Origin of the sequence: Methanosarcina vacuolata Z-761, from assembly GCF_000969905.1 — an archaeon.
Lineage (GTDB): Archaea > Halobacteriota > Methanosarcinia > Methanosarcinales > Methanosarcinaceae > Methanosarcina > Methanosarcina vacuolata.
Window position 1 is genome coordinate 1,025,801 of record NZ_CP009520.1, and the last position, 17,930, is coordinate 1,043,730.

The 17,930-nt window shown below is 34.6% G+C and carries 11 protein-coding genes and 4 pseudogenes; 10 read left to right on the forward strand and 5 right to left on the reverse strand.

What is annotated here, in order from left to right; all coding sequences use genetic code 11:
• Nucleotides 1-328: 328 nt before the first annotated feature.
• The 5 genes and pseudogenes from MSVAZ_RS04385 to wecB (MSVAZ_RS04405) form a co-directional block, all read right to left on the reverse strand.
• Entirely contained in the window at nt 329-1,843 is a 1,515-nt protein-coding gene (locus MSVAZ_RS04385) for a flippase (protein WP_048118534.1), read from the reverse strand.
• A gap of 828 nt (nt 1,844-2,671) precedes the next feature.
• Nucleotides 2,672-3,607: pseudogene (locus tag MSVAZ_RS19225) on the reverse strand (IS630 family transposase).
• Nucleotides 3,608-3,665: 58 nt separating this feature from the next.
• A complete protein-coding gene (locus tag MSVAZ_RS04400) occupies nt 3,666-4,112 on the reverse strand; it encodes a GDP-mannose 4,6-dehydratase (protein ID WP_084626063.1) in 447 nt (148 codons plus the stop codon).
• A 179-nt stretch (nt 4,113-4,291) separates the two neighbouring features.
• Nucleotides 4,292-4,498 (reverse strand): hypothetical protein, encoded by a 207-nt coding sequence (locus MSVAZ_RS21750; RefSeq protein WP_084626064.1) that lies wholly within the window; start codon nt 4,496-4,498, stop codon nt 4,292-4,294.
• Nucleotides 4,401-5,342, reverse strand: coding sequence for a non-hydrolyzing UDP-N-acetylglucosamine 2-epimerase (wecB, locus tag MSVAZ_RS04405; protein ID WP_084626065.1), 942 nt, complete (start codon nt 5,340-5,342; stop codon nt 4,401-4,403). Before wecB (MSVAZ_RS04405) ends, MSVAZ_RS21750 begins: the two co-directional genes overlap by 98 nt.
• Before the next feature lie 1,051 nt (nt 5,343-6,393).
• Between wecB (MSVAZ_RS04405) and MSVAZ_RS04410 the strand changes: the two are divergent.
• The 10 genes and pseudogenes from MSVAZ_RS04410 to MSVAZ_RS04455 all read left to right on the forward strand — a co-directional run.
• Nucleotides 6,394-6,807, forward strand: a pseudogene (locus tag MSVAZ_RS04410) (transposase); the annotation flags it as partial.
• A gap of 247 nt (nt 6,808-7,054) precedes the next feature.
• Nucleotides 7,055-8,099: pseudogene (locus tag MSVAZ_RS21755) on the forward strand (ISAzo13 family transposase).
• A gap of 19 nt (nt 8,100-8,118) precedes the next feature.
• Nucleotides 8,119-9,259, forward strand: a pseudogene (locus MSVAZ_RS19235) (transposase); the annotation flags it as partial.
• Between the two features lie 568 nt (nt 9,260-9,827).
• The gene (locus MSVAZ_RS04425; protein ID WP_048118537.1) at nt 9,828-10,796 is read left to right on the forward strand and encodes a glycosyltransferase family 2 protein; all 969 of its coding nucleotides are present in this window, start codon (nt 9,828-9,830) and stop codon (nt 10,794-10,796) included.
• Between the two features lie 500 nt (nt 10,797-11,296).
• Entirely contained in the window at nt 11,297-12,460 is a 1,164-nt protein-coding gene (gene wecB / locus MSVAZ_RS04430; protein WP_232316213.1) for a non-hydrolyzing UDP-N-acetylglucosamine 2-epimerase, read from the forward strand.
• Between the two features lie 51 nt (nt 12,461-12,511).
• Entirely contained in the window at nt 12,512-13,453 is a 942-nt protein-coding gene (locus tag MSVAZ_RS04435) for an NAD-dependent epimerase/dehydratase family protein (RefSeq protein ID WP_048118541.1), read from the forward strand.
• A 1-nt stretch (nt 13,454) separates the two neighbouring features.
• Nucleotides 13,455-14,453, forward strand: a complete 999-nt coding sequence (locus MSVAZ_RS04440) for an NAD-dependent epimerase/dehydratase family protein (protein WP_048118544.1) — start codon at nt 13,455-13,457, stop codon at nt 14,451-14,453.
• A gap of 25 nt (nt 14,454-14,478) precedes the next feature.
• The gene (locus MSVAZ_RS04445) at nt 14,479-15,645 is read left to right on the forward strand and encodes a glycosyltransferase (protein WP_232316214.1); all 1,167 of its coding nucleotides are present in this window, start codon (nt 14,479-14,481) and stop codon (nt 15,643-15,645) included.
• 19 nt (nt 15,646-15,664) lie between these two features.
• Nucleotides 15,665-16,696, forward strand: a complete 1,032-nt coding sequence (locus MSVAZ_RS04450; RefSeq protein ID WP_198146798.1) for a DUF362 domain-containing protein — start codon at nt 15,665-15,667, stop codon at nt 16,694-16,696.
• Between the two features lie 21 nt (nt 16,697-16,717).
• Nucleotides 16,718-17,866, forward strand: a complete 1,149-nt coding sequence (locus tag MSVAZ_RS04455) for a glycosyltransferase family 4 protein (RefSeq protein WP_048118551.1) — start codon at nt 16,718-16,720, stop codon at nt 17,864-17,866.
• The last annotated feature ends 64 nt before the right edge of the window (nt 17,867-17,930 follow it).

Genomic DNA, 17,930 nt, shown 5'->3' on the forward strand with positions numbered 1-17,930 from the left:
GTGGTCGAAAATACATTACTGCTTTCGCCCATACAATTTGAAGAGGATACGAATGTTTTGGAGGCTATTTTAACGGCGCTCAAGGGAGCGCCGTTATTAGCATGAGAATTCAAGCATTTAGCTCCAAAACATACTTTTTTACATTGGCTGAATAGTTACAAACCAGAACAGATAGCTGGATATTACAGCTCTATTATGATTTTTCAACATGCATTACTGACTTTTCGGATAGGCTCTTAGTAGGATTATCTCAAACAGAAGGGATAGAGTCTAAGCAATACGTTTTATAACTTCTTGTCGCACTTACAGAACTTTTGAGAGATTGTCTCTAGAAAATCGATTCCAACTTTTTTTTTATTTTTTCTAATAGTTTAAAATCATCTTCATCTAGAGATTTAGTAAGTGGTATTGATAGTATATATGTTACTAGGAATATTGAGTAAAATTTCCATATTGTCCATACTGTTTGAGCAATTAAAGTTCTAAACGTGTAAAAGGCAATTATCAATAAAACTGTTGTCAAAACAAATTTGATATACATTTTCGTAAATAAGTGAACCCTAAGAAACTGATATAATTTTATAGTCATATATATTTCTATAAATGTAAAGGAGACTGCTGATGCAATGGCCGCTCCAAGCATACCATATGGAGGAATTAATATCAGATTCAAAATTATGTTCATTATAGCACTAATTATAGAACAGTTCATTAAGAGACGAGATTTACCTGCTGAGAGTAATGTGTAGTAATTTAATCCAAATAACGAATTCATAATATATCCTAGAGCAAGAATTTGCAGAACGTTGCCAGCTCCGCTATATCTAGATCCATAGAGAACATTTATTATAAACTCTGGATACATAAATAACAAGGCAAACACTGGTATAGTTGCTATGAAATTCCATTTTGTTGAGCTTTCGCTAATTTTCCTGATATCTTTTATCTGATTTTTGCTATATAAGTTTGATATAATAGGTAAGTACAAAAAGCCTACCGAATTAATTCCTGTTGATAATAAGGTAGCTAAAGGATACACTGCATTGTAAGAGGCCACTATTTCAGGTGTTTTAAAATATCCAAGCATTAAGGTATCAGTCCAAGACATTATCATTATTAAAATACTCACTCCTAAAAGAGGAATGGAGTTTCTTAATAGTGTCTTTGTATTGTGGTTAATATTTACATTTTTCCAGTTAACTAAAATAGGATTTTCTTTAACAAAGTATATTATTATCATTATAAATGTACTCAAAACTGAAATCAAATAAACAGTAATCATTTTAATAAATGAAGGATTAAAGTAAACTACCACTCCAAGAAGGAAAAGATATACTATTGGTTGTAATATATTGTTAAAATAAATCTTAGTAGTAACTTTATCGAAACCTCTAAATATAGCTATAATAATATTTATTAATACAGTGAAAGGAATTGATATCGCCATAATTCTTAATATATATGAAACCTCTTGAGAATGAAAAATATCTACTGCAATATAATCTGCTACTGTAAATACCAGACTAGTTATTAAAATGCTTGCCATCAGTGTACTTATTATAGATGAATAAATTATATCTTGAACATTTTTTGTTTCATTTTTTCCTCTGAAATATGCAACATATCTTGCAGTTCCATCTTGTAATCCAAGCGTAGATATTGTCGTACAAATAGTTATTATAGTGAATGTAAGGGAATAAATTCCATATTCATTTTGAGTGGTAAATCTTATCATAATTATCCTAGATAGAAATCCTAAAAAGAGGCTTACAATTGTTCCTACAAATATCACTGTAGATCCTTTTACTATTTTTCGAAGTGATTCATCTATATTCTTTGACATAATTTACCAAATCTATGTTTGTTTTTCTATAATTTTTAAATCTATGATGCCTTCAATATTTGTTCATCTGTCAAATCTCTACATCATTTCTGCTTTGCGACGCTTTCATATTAGTTTATAATAAGTTTAGAAATATTTTCATTGGTCTTCAGTTAAGGAATTTTCTTGCCAGAAAGCTATCGATTTTGCATTAAAGACCAGCCTTCAATTTTGGCCTATTTACATGAAATCGATACCTTGTTCCATTTCACAACCTATTTAACTATCTGCCAAATGTTGAGAAAATAGACTCAATTTATCAAGATTCCTCACTTAACCGAAGACGCATGGAAATATTTTCAATTTCATAGGTATCTCTTCAAATTGTATGGGTAAAAGTAAATTTCATGTATTTGCTGAAAATTTAAGAATTTATCCAAGTCTGAGAAACAACCTCAAGCAATGCATTCAACTTTATAACTGTATGCTAAAATTGTTGTACATTTTTTTGAGTTGGAAAATTATCCATTGAATTTGAAGAGAATACTTTCGTAAGATTTTTTCGTTCCAATTAGAGTTGAACTTTTTTCTTTCTTTAATCTACTGATGAAAAGGGAGTCAATTTTTCAGGGTACTGGTAGGGCCGAAATTGTTTGTACAACGGGTTATAAATACAGGCAAGCCGTATGTGTATAATGATGCAAGGAGATTGGAACCTTCTTTACTAGTGTCATGGCAACTTAGTTATTATGATACTTCAATACATAGAAAATACTTCATCTGTAGTCCCGTTCTTAATTTAATGATCCATAACTAAATTGCTTAGACACTAGTGTTTTGACAATTTAATTATGGTGTATAGTATTTTGACATTTTTTCGTCAGCAATTTTTCGAGTAAACTTCCAGTTGATCTTACATTCATGTTCGTTTCTCCTCTTAGTCCATGAATCTACTTCATGAACCAAAGTACCCATGTTACCAATCCGCCTTCCAGTGCATTCTATATCCATGACATTAATTTCTATTTCTGCTGCATTCAGCCAACTCGCATGTTTAGGAGTATAATGGAATTCTGCATTTTTTAGAATCTTTTCTGTTTCTTCTTTTCCGAAAGCTTCTTCACGCAACTTTTCTTTGTGGGTGTTGAGATTATCCATGACCAAACGTGTAGTTTTTGTTTTCTAATTCCTTTCTACAAGTGCCTTAACAAAATGTGCAAAATCTATCTTAGTCCTTCTATTGGTAACCAAAGTCATCCTTTTTCCTGCTTTAAATTCTACTGCCATGAATATGTTTGCAGTTCCATTCCTAACATATTCATAATCATATTTTTCTGGACTTCCAGGTTTCATCGGAATGGACTTTCTCTTATCCCCAAGAATTTGCTTTGGTTTTTCGTCATACATATTAGAGGTTTTTCCGGATCATAGTCTTCTTCAAAGACTGAGAACGTCATACATTCTTTTCCTACATTCTGCGCCTATAGTTTGGATGCACCACATTCTCTTCGACTAGGGCTTATTTTTGCTTTTTTTAAAACAAGCCTGATGCTCTCTTTGTTTATTGTCTCAAAACCTTCTTTTTTCTTCAATTCTTCAGTCAGCAGTGCAAGTGTCCACTTTTTTCTTCCATCAGGAGGTGTAGTACATGCTTGAGCTATGATTTCTGCAATGTGTTTCTCTGTATATTTTATGGGTTGACCAGTCTCTTGCATCTTTCTGTCCTTTTTTAACAAAGTCTTGAAGGTATTGTTCTTCGTGATCTTTAAGTTTGATTTTCACCATTAAGAGTTATATAGCATTTAATGTATCTAAAAAACACCAAATTTAAATTGTCATGACACTAGGGGTAGGGACTTGAAGGATTCAAATTATCTGTTTCGGTAAAAGAACCTTCCTTTGTGCTTCTGTAAACCTTATCAGTAGAGAGATTACTGAACTTTTTGATCTTATTCGCAAGGGCACTCTGAAGAAGGACACTTGTTCCGAGTACATTTCCCCTCACAAAGATTGAGCCGTCATCAATTGAGCGGTCTACGTGACTTTCGGCTACAAAATGGACAACCTTATCTGCTTTTTTCATGATTTCATTTACAATCACAGAGTCACATCTATCACTTTTAATGGAAGAGTAGTTTAAATTTGCCTCAATATTTTTGAAATCTGCGGGGTTTACGACGTAGGTAAACTTATCAAGGTTTACAACTTCATAATCCAGATATTTTTTCAACATGTAACGGATAAAGTTGCTGCCTATGAATCCGCAGTCTTCTGCAACCAGAAGTCTCACTTAGGTCACCTCTTGATCAAATAGTCAAAGTCAACTGTTTGTGCTTATTGAAAATATCGAATTCTCAAAAACTTATTATGTATTTTAATACTTTAGTAGGAGTTTATCTTTCAATGAAAGTCTTTTCAATGCCAGTTTATTCCAATAGTTTGTACTGAAACTCGGCTCGGTATGTATTTTTAGCAAATAGTACCATCCATTAATTCCTGGAAACTTTTTTCCTTAAAGGGTACTTTGCCTGCTTTGAGAGTATCTACAGTACGTTTGTTTATATCAACCCCTACAAATTCATGACCACTGTTTGAGAAAATCAGGCCTCTCTGTATTATCCCGGAGCGCCACGCAAGGAACTTTGAGGATACAGCTTTCTTCCTCCACACCTCCACTGTCGGTCAGGATCATTCTTGCCCCGCTCTCGAGCTGTAAAAATTCTAGGTAGCCAAGAGGTTCAATCAGCCTTGTTCTTTTAGGGACTTCAACACCGAATTTTTTGATCATTTTCACAGTTCTAGGATGGGCTGGAAAGATGGTAGGAAGACCAAATTCTTGGTATATCTGCGAAAAGCCGTAAAGGATCCTGCCGAGGAGTTCTTTGCCGTCCACGTTTTCGGCACGGTGCGCTGTAGCTGCAAAATATTCTTTTTCCTTTAAGCCGAGTTCTTTAAGGATATTAGCTCCATTTTTAGAAATCTCAAGGTTCTGATAGGCTGCATCAACGACCGTATTTCCTGTGACAAAGATTTTTTCTTCGGGAATACCTTCATTTAGCAGGTACTTTCTTGAAGTTTCGGTAGGGGTGAATAGGTAATCAGAAATGTGGTCTGTAATGATCCTGTTTGTTTCTTCGGGCATTGTGCAGTCAAAAGATCTCAAACCTGCTTCAACATGTCCGATTTTGATCTGAAGTTTGGAAGCTGCAAGGGCCCCGGCAAGGACAGTGTTTGCATCTCCCTGGACAAGTACAATATCCGGTCTGTCTTGAATCAGAATTTCTTCGATGGCTACAAGCATTTTTCCGGTTTGTTTCCCATGTTTGCCAGCGCCGACGTCAAGATTATATTTTGCGTGTGGGAGTTTTAGCTGCTCAAAAAAGATTTTGTCCATTTCGTAGCTATAATGCTGACCTGTGTGGAGAATATAATAGTTAATGCCCTGTTTTTCACATTGCCTTATAATAGGGCTCATTTTTATAATCTCAGGCCTCGTGCCGAGAATGATTGCAATCTTCATAATTTTGCCTTGCCTGCGCCGGGTAATTTTATTTTCTTTAAAAATTTACATAGAATTGTATCAATTTTCACCCAAAAATAACTAAGGAATGATATAATATCAAGGAATTTTGTTACCATGAATGGTTATTTGGGAAATGGAACTATAAGAGCAATTCCTAGATTGAAAATTTGAAGTTATATGTTTAACATTATTCATTCTCTGACCCTTGAAAGACCATCTAAAGTTCCAAACCTGACATAAATACACTAAAATAATATCACGCAGACCCATTTTTTGTATAACTCCTCAAAAACCCCACTTGAGTTCTCGTTTATATTGCATTTTTATTACTTCAGTAGTAGTCCCCTAAATTTTTTGCTCAGAGTTATCTTACCCAGTTTATTAAATTACAGAGGTACAGGTTTTAATCTTATTTACAGATCTGAGTAGTAAATTTTAATATCATAGTAGTAAATTTAATTATGTTTTTGACTTTATATATATGTCGATTCAGTTAAAATTTTCGATATAGAAAGTAACAAATGTGTTGAAAGTTTTCTCAGTAAAATGACTAAATTTGTCAGAAATAACAGGAGTAAAATCAAAAAAGAACTCAGGATTAAATTAATCAATTACCAACCAAGTTGTGCTGATATTCCGGCAGAAGCTTTAATCCCGTATCTACTCTTTTGATTATCCTGCCGACTGTTATCAAAAGTTTTATTATTTTTGCAAGAATTTTATTATGTTTAATAACCGGCTTGATTAAATATGCCGTAAAACTTGCCTTTCAAAGATGTGTGAGTTTACGTTATCTAGAGACTTTGTTTGTGTATGCCTAATAAAAGAATAGTCCTTAAGGTAACGATTTTGTTAGGATGACAGGTATTTCTTTAACAAAATTTTTGAAAGATTTTAGTTTTCGTACCTGTAGCTTTATTACTACGGGAGCGCATAGGGTCACGAATACCCCATCCTTCACAGGCTGTCCGACAATTATCTCAGTTAATTGAGGTTTCTGCTTTGAATATATTAATGATTATATAATATTTCACTAATTTTTAGATTTATGGCGTTTATCAAATCTTCAAAGAATCAAGTTTGGACTTTACCTCCAGATATTCGAGATCTAATTCCTATAGATCATATCTGCTACTTGGTTGAATCTTTTGTAGATGAGATGGATTTCAGCGAATTTGAAACAAGGTATGAGGGTTCTGGACACCCAGCTTATCATCCGTGCATAATGTGTAAAATTTTGATTCAGTCGATGCTTGATAGAGTTCGATCATCGCGAGCAATAGCTCGCAATGTCCGAGAAAATGTAGTTTACATGTATTTGGCTGAAAACCTACAACCGGATTTTAGAACAATAAGTGACTTCAGAAAAGATAATGAAAAATTGATTACAGAACTGTTCAAAAACACAGTTAAAGCAGCTAAAGATCTAGGTATAATAGGTCTTGAGCAGTTAAGGAATGACAAAAATATAAATTCAAATATATTCATTGCCTAAAGCTAATTCTGTTTTAACTGATACAACCAGAAAGGACTTTACTTAAATGCTACGCAAAAAATACCCTGAAGAAACAGAAAAGCAAATGAAATCATTTTTTGATTCTTTGAATGAGAGAGACAGAAGGAGATACGCAGCCATAGAAACAATGAAGTTAGGTCATGGCGGACAAAAGTATATAAGTAGTGTAATGAGCTGTCATTTTCAAACTATCATGGCTGGAATTAATGAAATCACTAATGGTATAGAAACTCCAGATAACAGGATTCGAAAGCCTGGTGGAGGTAAAAAGAAAATCATCGACAATGTGGAAAATATAGATGAAGTTTTCTTTGAGATCTTAAAAGATCATACTGCTGGAAGTCCTATAGACGAAGAAATAAAATGGACAAACCTCTCCCTTAAAGATATTTCAAATGCTTTCAAATCGAGAGATATGAATATATCACCATATGTAGTAAAGCAGCTATTGAAGAAACATGGTTTTGTAGAAAGAAAAATGACTAAAGCTGTCACAATGAAAGACTGTAAAGACAGAAACAGGCAATTTGAGAGAATTAAAGAGCTGAAAGAAGAGTACTCTAACAGCGAAAATCCGATTATCAGTATAGATGTTAAAAAAAGAATTCATAGGTAATTTCTACCGAGACGGAAAATTTTATTGTACTGGACCGGTAAAAGTATATGATCATGACTTCAATACATTTTCAAATGGTGTCGTAATTCCACATGGCATATACGACGTGAAACTTAATGAAGGCTATATCACTTTAGGAACCAGTAAGGATACGAGTGAATTTTGTTGTGACTGTATTAAATACTGGTGGGAAAATTACGGCAAGGAAAATTACCCCAGTTCATATAGCATTTTGGCTTTTGCAGATGGTGGTGGAAGCAACTCAAGTAGACATTATATTTTCAAGGAAGATTTACAAAAGCTGGTAAATGAAATTGGAATTGAAATTCGAATGGCTCATTACCCACCATACACTTCGAAATATAACCCAATTGAACATAGGTTATTCTGCCATGTAACGGCTGCCTGTAAAGGTGCCGTTTTCAGCAATATTGATGTGGTTAAAAGTCTGATTGATAAGACTTCGACATCAACAGGATTGAAAGTGTTTTCGACTATCAAGGATAAAGTTTATGCGACAGCAAGAAAAGTAAGTGAAAACTTCAAGAAAAATATGAAAATTGTATTTGATGATTATTTGGGAAAATGGAATTATAGAGTAATTCCAGAAGTGAAAACTTGAAGTTATATTTCAAACGTTCCTAAGCATTGACGGATCCATAGTAAAAGCTTCTGCGTCAAAAAATAGTGTGGTTTTGGAAGAGGTCTTGAAAGTTATTGGAGAATACGTCAACAATGAATTAAAAAAAGGTATAGAAGTAGACAAACTTGAAGATGAGCATTTTGGTAATTGCCGTGGTTACGATCAATTGAATGAAAATGAAAAGTACAAAGTAAAAGCTGTAGTTGCAAGGTACATAAAGCAAGTAAATAAAGATAATTCTGATGACCGTAAAAATGAGATAAAAAACATAGTTGAAGAATCACTTGAAGAATTTAAAAAAGACGGTATTGATAAAGTAAGCTTGACCGATAAAGAATCTCGTTTTATGAAAAACAAAAAGAGAGTATTTGAACTGGCATACAATTCTCAAATAACTGTGGATCATAAACTGGGGATTATTGTTGCAAATGCTGTATCTCAAGATAGAACTGATATGTATCAATTGGAGCCACAGATTAAACTTGTGGAAGAAAATTGTGGTTTATTAAAAGAAGGCACTAAAATATGTGCAGACAGTGGATACTATAGTGGAAATAATATTCATTATTTGAATGATAAAAAATTGGATCCATACATTCCAGGGCAAAAAGAAATAGCTAAATCAAAAACAGAAAACGTTGAAGATACTATATTCGACACTAGCAATTTTCAATATGACGAAGAAAATGATGAGTTTATATGCCCTGAAAATCAAAGATTGAAGTTTTTATACGAGGGTCATGAGAAAGAAAGGAAGAAAAAGTATAGACTTTACAAGGGGACTAAATGTAAAAAATGTGAATTCGGCAAAAAGTGTACAAATAGGATGGATGGAATTAGGCATTTAAAAATAGATGAATTTTCAAAGGAAAGAAAGCAATTAGCCGATAAAATGGGGACAAAATAAGCTAAAAGAATATATGGACAAAGAAAGCAGGTAGTGGAACCTGTAATTGGGAACTATAAAGAGAATTTAGGGTTTAGAGAATTTTTAACCAGAGGACTGAAATCAGTCAGAAACGAATTTAATTTAGTGTGTACTGCAGCTAATTTAAGGAAAACATGGATTTACTCAAATAAAAACGAGATCATTGGAAAGAATATTGGAAATAGATGGAATTTTTCATTTTAAAAATTGAGTCACCACAAAAAATAGATAACAAATTTGTATAAAGAAAAAATTCTAACCTACCAACATACTACTTTATTTCATTACTATCAGTAATTGTCGGACAGCCTCTTTAGGGTGGGGTGGCCGCCCGCAATTTGATTCATATATTGCCTCAAGCGACCCTGTATCCGACATATTTTGGAGACACGCCACCAAATGCGAATTTTATCTGCAAAATATAGAAAAACGTGCCCTACAGTTTACAGGATAGCTTTTTTGGAGTCTCAATTTATGCTTTGCAAGAGATCATTCACGGAAAATTTATATTTATGGAGCTATTTATACATGACTTTCCCTAAATAACTTAATTTTATATTCATTTATACAAAAAAGGATAACTAATAAGATTATTCTCCAATTATTTTCATTGATTAAATGAATTGCAGTAAATTTATATGATAGTTTTTCATATTAGTCTCCAAAAAGTTAATATCGCAGTATATATTAGACACTTATAATATTATCGGAATTAAATGGCCTTTCAGGCTCATAGGCAAATTCACTTTAAATTGCATAATATCCAGGGGTCATCCAAATTGAGCAAAGAAAAAATAGTGGATAAGAGTGCCCAGCGCATAGTCCAAAAACAAAGTGAGTGTGTAAAGAGCACAGCCCCGCAGAATGTCACAGTGATCCTTCCTGCCTATAATGAAGAAATTTCCATAGGAAGTGTAGTCCTGCTTGCCAGATACTATGCCGACAGCGTAATCGTGGTCGATGATGGCAGTTCGGACCGGACAGCCGAGATTGCAAAAAAAGCAGGAGCTGAGGTAATTGTTCATGAGGCAAACAAAGGGAAAGGCGCAGCCCTCAAGACCGGTTTTGCAGCCGCAGACGACCTGGGCGCAGATATTATAGTTACAATGGACTCTGATGGTCAGCACAATCCTGCCGAGATCCCCAAGCTTGTTGATCCTATTATTAAAGGTGAAGCCGACATGGTCAACGGCAGCAGATACTTAAACGGCCTGGATAAAAATACGCCTTCCTACCGTCGGGTCGGCCAGACTATTCTTGACGGGGCCACCAAGCTAAATTCAGGGCTTCAGATTACCGATTCCCAGAGCGGCTTTCGTGCCTTTTCAGCCTCAACGAAAAATGTTTTCCGCTTCAAAGCTCAGGGTATGGCTATTGAAAGCGAAATGCTTGCAGATGCAGGCAAATCCGGCCTTCGTATAGCCGAAGTTGAAATTGGCGTCCGATACGACGTAGACTGTTCAACTGTAAACCCGATAAAACACGGCTTTGGAGTTCTTTTTATGATTTTAAAAGATATTGAATTCAACAAACCTCTTTACTACCTTACAGTCCCGGGATTGATTCTTGGAATAAGTGGTTTTATTATGGGCGCTTATTTTGTACAGGATTTCACGATGGGAAAAAGTTTGTATTTTGGGCCTACAATGCTCATGATTCTGTTTATTATCGTAGGAAGTTTCATGGCTTTGACAGGTATCTTACTGCATTCCATATCTACAATTTTGAAGGACGTGAAAATCGCGTAATTTCTTTATGTAAGTGGCTGGCAGTTTATAAACTTCATTTTTCAGGCAGTAGATAAATTGGAGCTTTATATTTGTTATATAATTCTCTTGAGATACCAATACTGTGCTGATTTCAGTCTAATAATTTCAGTCTAATAATTTCAGTCTAATAATTTCAGTCTAATAATTTCAGTCTAATAATTTCAGTCTAATAATTTCAGTCTAATAATTTCAGTCTAATAATTTCAGTCTAATAATTTCAGTCTAATAATTTCAGTCTAATAATTTCAGTCTAATAATTTCAGTCTAATAATTTCAGTCTAATAATTTCAGTCTAATAATGTGTTAGTTCGATCCACAATATGGCGAATACAAACGACATGATATTCTTCGAATAACATGCACAACCAATGAAAGTGTTTGCAGATGGCAGCATTTTCATGCTAAATATGGTGAATAATACTTGAGAATTTATGTTGAATTGGTTGCTAAAGTAATAAAAACTAAGATTATTAAAAAAGGTGTTAATAGCAATGATCGGTATTATTCTAGGTACACGACCGGAAATTATCAAAATGTCTCCTGTCATAACAGAATGCGAAAAACTAAACCTGAAATATTTCATACTTCACACTGGTCAGCATTATTCCTATGAAATGGATCGTATTTTTTTTGATATGCTAAATCTCCCTCAACCTGACTACAACTTAGATACAGGTTCTGGAACCCACGCTTCACAGACTGGTAAAATCATGCTGGGTATTGAAAATGTTCTCTCCATGGTACAACCTGACATTGTTCTTGTACAGGGAGATACTAATACCGTTCTTTCTGCAAGTCTTGTGGCAGCTAAATTAAATATTAAAGTTGGGCATGTTGAGGCTGGTCTCAGGAGCTTTGACCGAAATATGCCAGAAGAGATAAATCGCATTGTCTCAGACCATATTTCCGATTATCTTTTTGCTCCAACTGAAACTTCATATCAACAATTAGTAAAAGAGGGAATTGATCCTGAAAATATCTTTGTCACGGGAAATACCGTTGTCGATGCAGTATATCAAAATATCAAAATTGCAAAAAATAAAGTAGATATACTGAAAAAACTGGGCTTATTTCCTAAAAAATATATCCTTGTTACCTTTCATCGAGCTGAAAATGTAGATATTAAAGAAAGGCTGGAGGGAATTATTACAGGACTAAAATTGATTAAGGATTATTTTTCACTTCCAATAATTTTTCCTATTCATCCAAGAACTGAAAAAATGGTAAAACAGTTCGGCTTTTCTCTAGAAGGAATTAATATTATCCCCCCACAGGGATTTCTTGAGTTCCTTCAACTGGAAGCTAATGCCAAATTTGTATTAACAGATTCCGGAGGCTTACAGGAAGAAACCTGCATACTGGGAGTACCTTGCATTACTTTAAGGGATAATACTGAGCGTCCGGAAACTCTGGAAGTCGGGTCCAATGTTCTTGCAGGTGTGAACCCGCTTGTAATACTCAGCCATGCTAAGAATGCAGTTAGGGAAAAACATTGGAGTAATCCCTATGGCAATGGGACTGCGGCAAAATTAATCGTAGACATATGCAAGAATGCAATCAAGGAGAAAAATTGGAGTAATCAATATAAAGATGAAGCTACGGAAAAAATTGCTTTAGATATATGCGGAGAAGTTTCGAAATAATACCGTCAGTTAAATATTAATAAATTATTATTAAAGACCCGGAGAAAAAATATGGAAACCCAAAGAATACTTGTTACTGGTGGAGCAGGTTTCATCGGTACAAATCTTGTTAATGAATTGAAAAGTAGAGGTCACGAAGTAATCGCGGCTGATCTCTATAACACCAGGCGTGAAAATTACATTAGAGCTGATGTCAGAAACTATAGACAAGTTGAAAGAATTTTTGAACAATCAAAATTCGACTATGTCTATCATTTAGCAGCCGAATATGGCCGATGGAATGGAGAGGATTACTATGAAAATCTCTGGCAGACTAATGTGATAGGCACTAAGAATATGCTTCGGCTCCAGGAGAAACTCAAATTCCGCATGATTTTTTATTCCAGTGCAGAAGTGTATGGAGATTATAATGGGGTTATGACCGAAGATGTGATGGAAAATAACCCCATTAAAGATACTTATCAAATGAATGACTATGCCATCACTAAATGGGATGGGGAACTTATGTGTATGAACTCTGCGAAGATGTTTGGAACAGAGACTGTCAGGGTTCGTCCCGTAAATTGTTATGGTCCCTATGAACATTATACACCTTATCGAGGTTTTATTCCTAAATTTATCTATCTGGCCCTCCATAATAAACCGTACACGGTGCATGGCGGACATAAACGAATAATCGACTTCGTTGAAGATTCCTGTAATACCTGGGCAAATATTGTTGATAATTTCATTCCTGGAGAGGTCTACAATGTAGCTGGAAGGCCTGAATGGGAGAAAGATATTAAAGAATATTCAGATCTTGTGTTGAAAGCCGTAGGTATAGATGATTCCCTTGTTACTTATGAAGGGGCAGAAGAGTTTACAACAAAAGTAAAAACAATTGATTGTTCTAAAGCCATAAGAGACCTTAAACATAATCCAAAAGTTTCTCCAGAAGAGGGGATAAGCAGAACAGTAGAATGGATGAAAAAATATTACAGAATAGGTGAATAAAGTGAGAGACTATACAAGTGATTATGAAGGAAAAACTATACTTGTTACTGGAGGAGCTGGTGCTATTGGAGGAAACCTCTGCCGAAAACTCTCCGATATGAACGCACATAAGGTTATCATATTAGATGATCTCTCCTCTTCTTATGAGTGGAACATACCAGAAGCAGATAACATCTTTTTTGTTAAAGGGAGCATTTTGAATGATGAAATGCTCAAGCGGGTCTTCAAAGAAAAACCTGATTATGTATTCCATCTAGCTGCCCATTTTGCAAACCAGAATTCTGTTGACAACCCTGAGAAAGACCTCATGATCAATGGTATAGGGATTCTCAAAGTTCTTCAGTACGCTCAACTTGTTAGTGTAAAGCGGTTTGTTTATTCCTCATCCGGATGCGGAGTTTATGGGCTTGATTCCAAAATGCCATTCGAAGAACATGATATTTCAATCAGTCTTCACACACCTTATCAGGTAACGAAACTTCTTGGTGAACTGTACACCAATTACTTCCATAATCTTTACAATATGCCCATTGCAAACGCTCGCTTCTTCAACTCCTATGGGCCAGGGGAAGTTCCAGGAAAGTATAGAAATGTAATCCCCAACTTTTTCTACTGGGCGATGAAAGGACTGTCACTCCCAATTACTGGTAACGGCACAGAAACAAGAGACTGGACTTATGTAGGAGACATTGTCAATGGTCTGGTTGCCATGGGTATAGAAGAAGAAGCCATTGGTGAGGCTTTTAACCTTGGTTCAGGGATAGATCATCAGGTCATTGAAATGGCAACAATTGTCAATGGATTAACGAATAACGAAGCTGCAGTTTCTTTTAAAGAACGCAGGGACTGGGATGTAAAGACAAAACTTCTTTCCTGCGTTGATAAAGCGAATAGGGTACTTGGTTATAAACCTCAGATGAAATTTGAGGACGGCCTGAAAAATGTACATGCCTGGTTTGAAGAAAATTGGGAAAATATTGAGAAGAGTGCAGAGTTCTGATGTGTGATGCTGAATGAATATCTTAGTGCTTCAGGAAACCGATTGGATAAAAAGAGGGCCTCATCAACAGCACCATTTAATGGATAGAATGGCGTTGAAAGGCCATAAGATAAGAGTAATTGATTACGACTACCTATGGAAAGAAGACAAAGATACAGAAATAATCACCGGTCGGAAAGAGATTAACGGAGCTTACAAAATATTTAAGGAAGCTGATATTACTCTTATCAGGCCAGGAATGATTAAAGTTCCTATCCTTGATGTAGCATCTATCTTTTACTTCCATAAAAAAGAGATTAAAAAACAGATTAAAGAGTTTAATCCAGATGTAATAATTGCATTTGGCATTCTTAATGCATATATTGGTATGCAGCAGGCTAAAAAGCACAATATTCCCTTTGTATATTATCTTATAGACCATTTACATACATTGCTTCCAGGTGAACTCAAACGAAAAACCGCAGAACAGTTTGAGAAATGGACAATCAAGGGCGCAGATAAGGTATTTGTTATTAACCAGGGTTTAAGAGACTATGCTATGGAGATGGGTGGAAATAGCAATAAAATATCTGTAGTACCTGCAGGCGTTGATCTTGAAAAATTCAATCCTCAGGTAGATGGTTCATTGATCAGAGAAAAATATGGGATCAAAAAAGATGATATCTTATTGTTCTTTATGGGGTGGATATACGAGTTCTCGGGAATGAAAGAAGTTGCAGAAAGTATTTCTACCACTAAAAACGAACACTTTAAATTAATGGTAGTCGGAGAAGGAGATCTCTTCAAACCTTTACTCAAAATGAAAACTGAAAAAAAAATGGATGGAAAATTGATACTAACAGGAAAAATCCCGTTTGAAGAAATTCCGGAACATATTGCTGCTGCTGATGTTTGCCTTTTGCCAGCTTATAAAAATGAAATTATGATGAACATAGTGCCGATCAAGGTCTACGAGTATATGGCTGTAGGAAAACCTGTAATAGCCACCAACCTTCCTGGTATACAAAAGGAGTTTGGATTTAATAGTGGAATTAACTATATTGAAGACTCCGCTGATACGTTAGAAAAAGCAACATGGCTTTACAAATCACATAAAGTTGAAGATGAAGGTGAAAAAGCATACTCCTATGTTCATAATTTAAGTTGGGATAAAGTTACTGTTCAGTTTGAAAATCTCTTGAGCAATTGTTAAAAAGAAGAGAAAGATGAATATGCCAACTAACAGCCCTAAAGTCTATATTAACACAATTAATGAACAAAATCTTTTAGAAGAAATTCAAAAAGGATTAGAATTCATACAAGTAGATGAAATTATCAATAGAAATTCTGTAATTTTTATTAAACCGAATTTAACTGATTATATTCACAAACCTGGAATAACCACAACTCCACAAATGATTAAAGCAGTAATAGAAACGTTTTCTCCACGCGTAAAAAAAGTATTTGTGGGAGAATCAGATGGAGGAAACTATTCTTACTCAGCGGATACTTCTTTGAAGAACCATGGCATTTTTGACGTTGCTAGTCATTTTTCCAATGTAGAGGTTGTCAATCTTTCAAAGTTGCCTAGAAAGAAAGTTATCGAAAATGTATGTGGAAAAGAAGTGTGGGTTGATCTTCCAGACTTATTACTTAACGAAATAGATTGTCTTGTTTCAGTACCTGTCCTGAAGACTCATGCAATGACCCATGGAACTTTTAGTATTAAAAATCTATGGGGATGTTATCCTGATCCAATGAGGCTACTTTACCATAAAAACCTTGACTATAAACTGGCTCTTATCAGCAAATTAACTAAAAATAAGATTCAAATAGTCGATGGCTTCTGGGCACTGGACGGTCACGGTCCTATGGAAGGAACTCCTGTAAAAACAAATAAGATTTTAATCTCGAATAACCCTGTTGCAGTTGATTCTTCAGCAGCATACTTAATGAATCTAGATAAAAGTAAAATAAAACATCTGGGTGTAGCTGAACAATTTGGCCTGGGAATATCTGATATTAATAAAATTCAATATAATAGAGATGTGCATAGAGAGAAGTTACAAAGTTTCAAGCCTTATAAAGTAAGACTTGACTATCTTTCAGTTTTACTGTTTAAAAGCGAAATCCTTTCAAAAATTGTATTGTCTTCTCCAATTACACCTCTTATTTATAAAATCGTGAATGTTTCAAGGCCAAAAAACAAAAGGACATACTGTGCAGAGCATAATAAGGCTAAAAATGAATTCCGCGGCAGGTAAAATACTTCCATATGTGGTACTATGAAAATACTACAGGTCATTCAATTTTTTTCTTCAAACCATGGGGGTTCAGCAGTAGTTCCCTATGAATTATCAAAAAATCTTCAAAAAAGAGGGCATGAAGTTACAGTCCTGACAACTGATTTTCAACTAAATAATGATTTTATTGATTCATTAGAGGGAGTAGAAGTTATTCCTTTTCATTGTCAATTGAGTATAGGAGGCTTATTAGTTTCTCCTTCTATAAACAAGTACTTAAATGAAAATATTGCTAAATTCGATATCATCCACATGCACAACTTTAGAACTTATCAAAATATTATTGTTTATAAATATGCAAAAAAATATAATATTCCTTGCATTCTTCAGGCGCATGGCTCGGTATCTCGAATTGTCGAAAAAAAAAGTTTAAAATACATTTATGATGTGTCTTGCGGAAATCGATTGCTAAAAAGCGTATCAAATGTTATTGCTGTATCTAATGTCGAAGTTAATCAATATTTACAAATGAATGTCCCTCTTGAAAAAGTGGTTGTTATCCCAAATGGTATAGATATTGGTTCATTTTCTAACTTACCTAAAAAAGGTAGTTTTAGAGCCAAGTACCATATTAACCAGAAGCATATGATATTGTATTTAGGCAGGCTGCACGAAAGAAAAGGTATTGATTTTTTAATCAGATCATTTGCAGAGCTATTAACTGAAATGGATAATGTTATTTTGGTACTGGCAGGTCCAGATGATGGACATCTAAACAAGGCAAAATCTATAGTTGAAGAATTAAGCCTAAATGATAAAGTCAAGTTTACTGGTTTTATAAGTAGTGCTGAAAAACTCGAGGCATATATGGATGCTGATGTCCTGGTTTATCCCTCGGTTCTTGAAATATTTGGTCTTGTTCCATTCGAATCTATTACATGTGGGACTCCAGTGATCGTAACTGATGATTGTGGTTGTGGTGAATTTATAAAAAAAGCTAATTGTGGATACTTGGTAACATACGGGGATATAATTGATTTGAAATACAAAATTAGGCAGATACTTGAGAATCCTGATATTGGAAGCAAATTTGTTGAGAATGGGAATAAATATATTACAAATAATTTAACCTGGCCACTGATTTGCAAAAAAATAGAGACGCTTTATGAGGATTGTATTCATAAAAAGTGAATGTGTTACAATCCATTTCGAGACCCTCGGAAGACCCGGAAATATATTTTTAAACATATTTTTA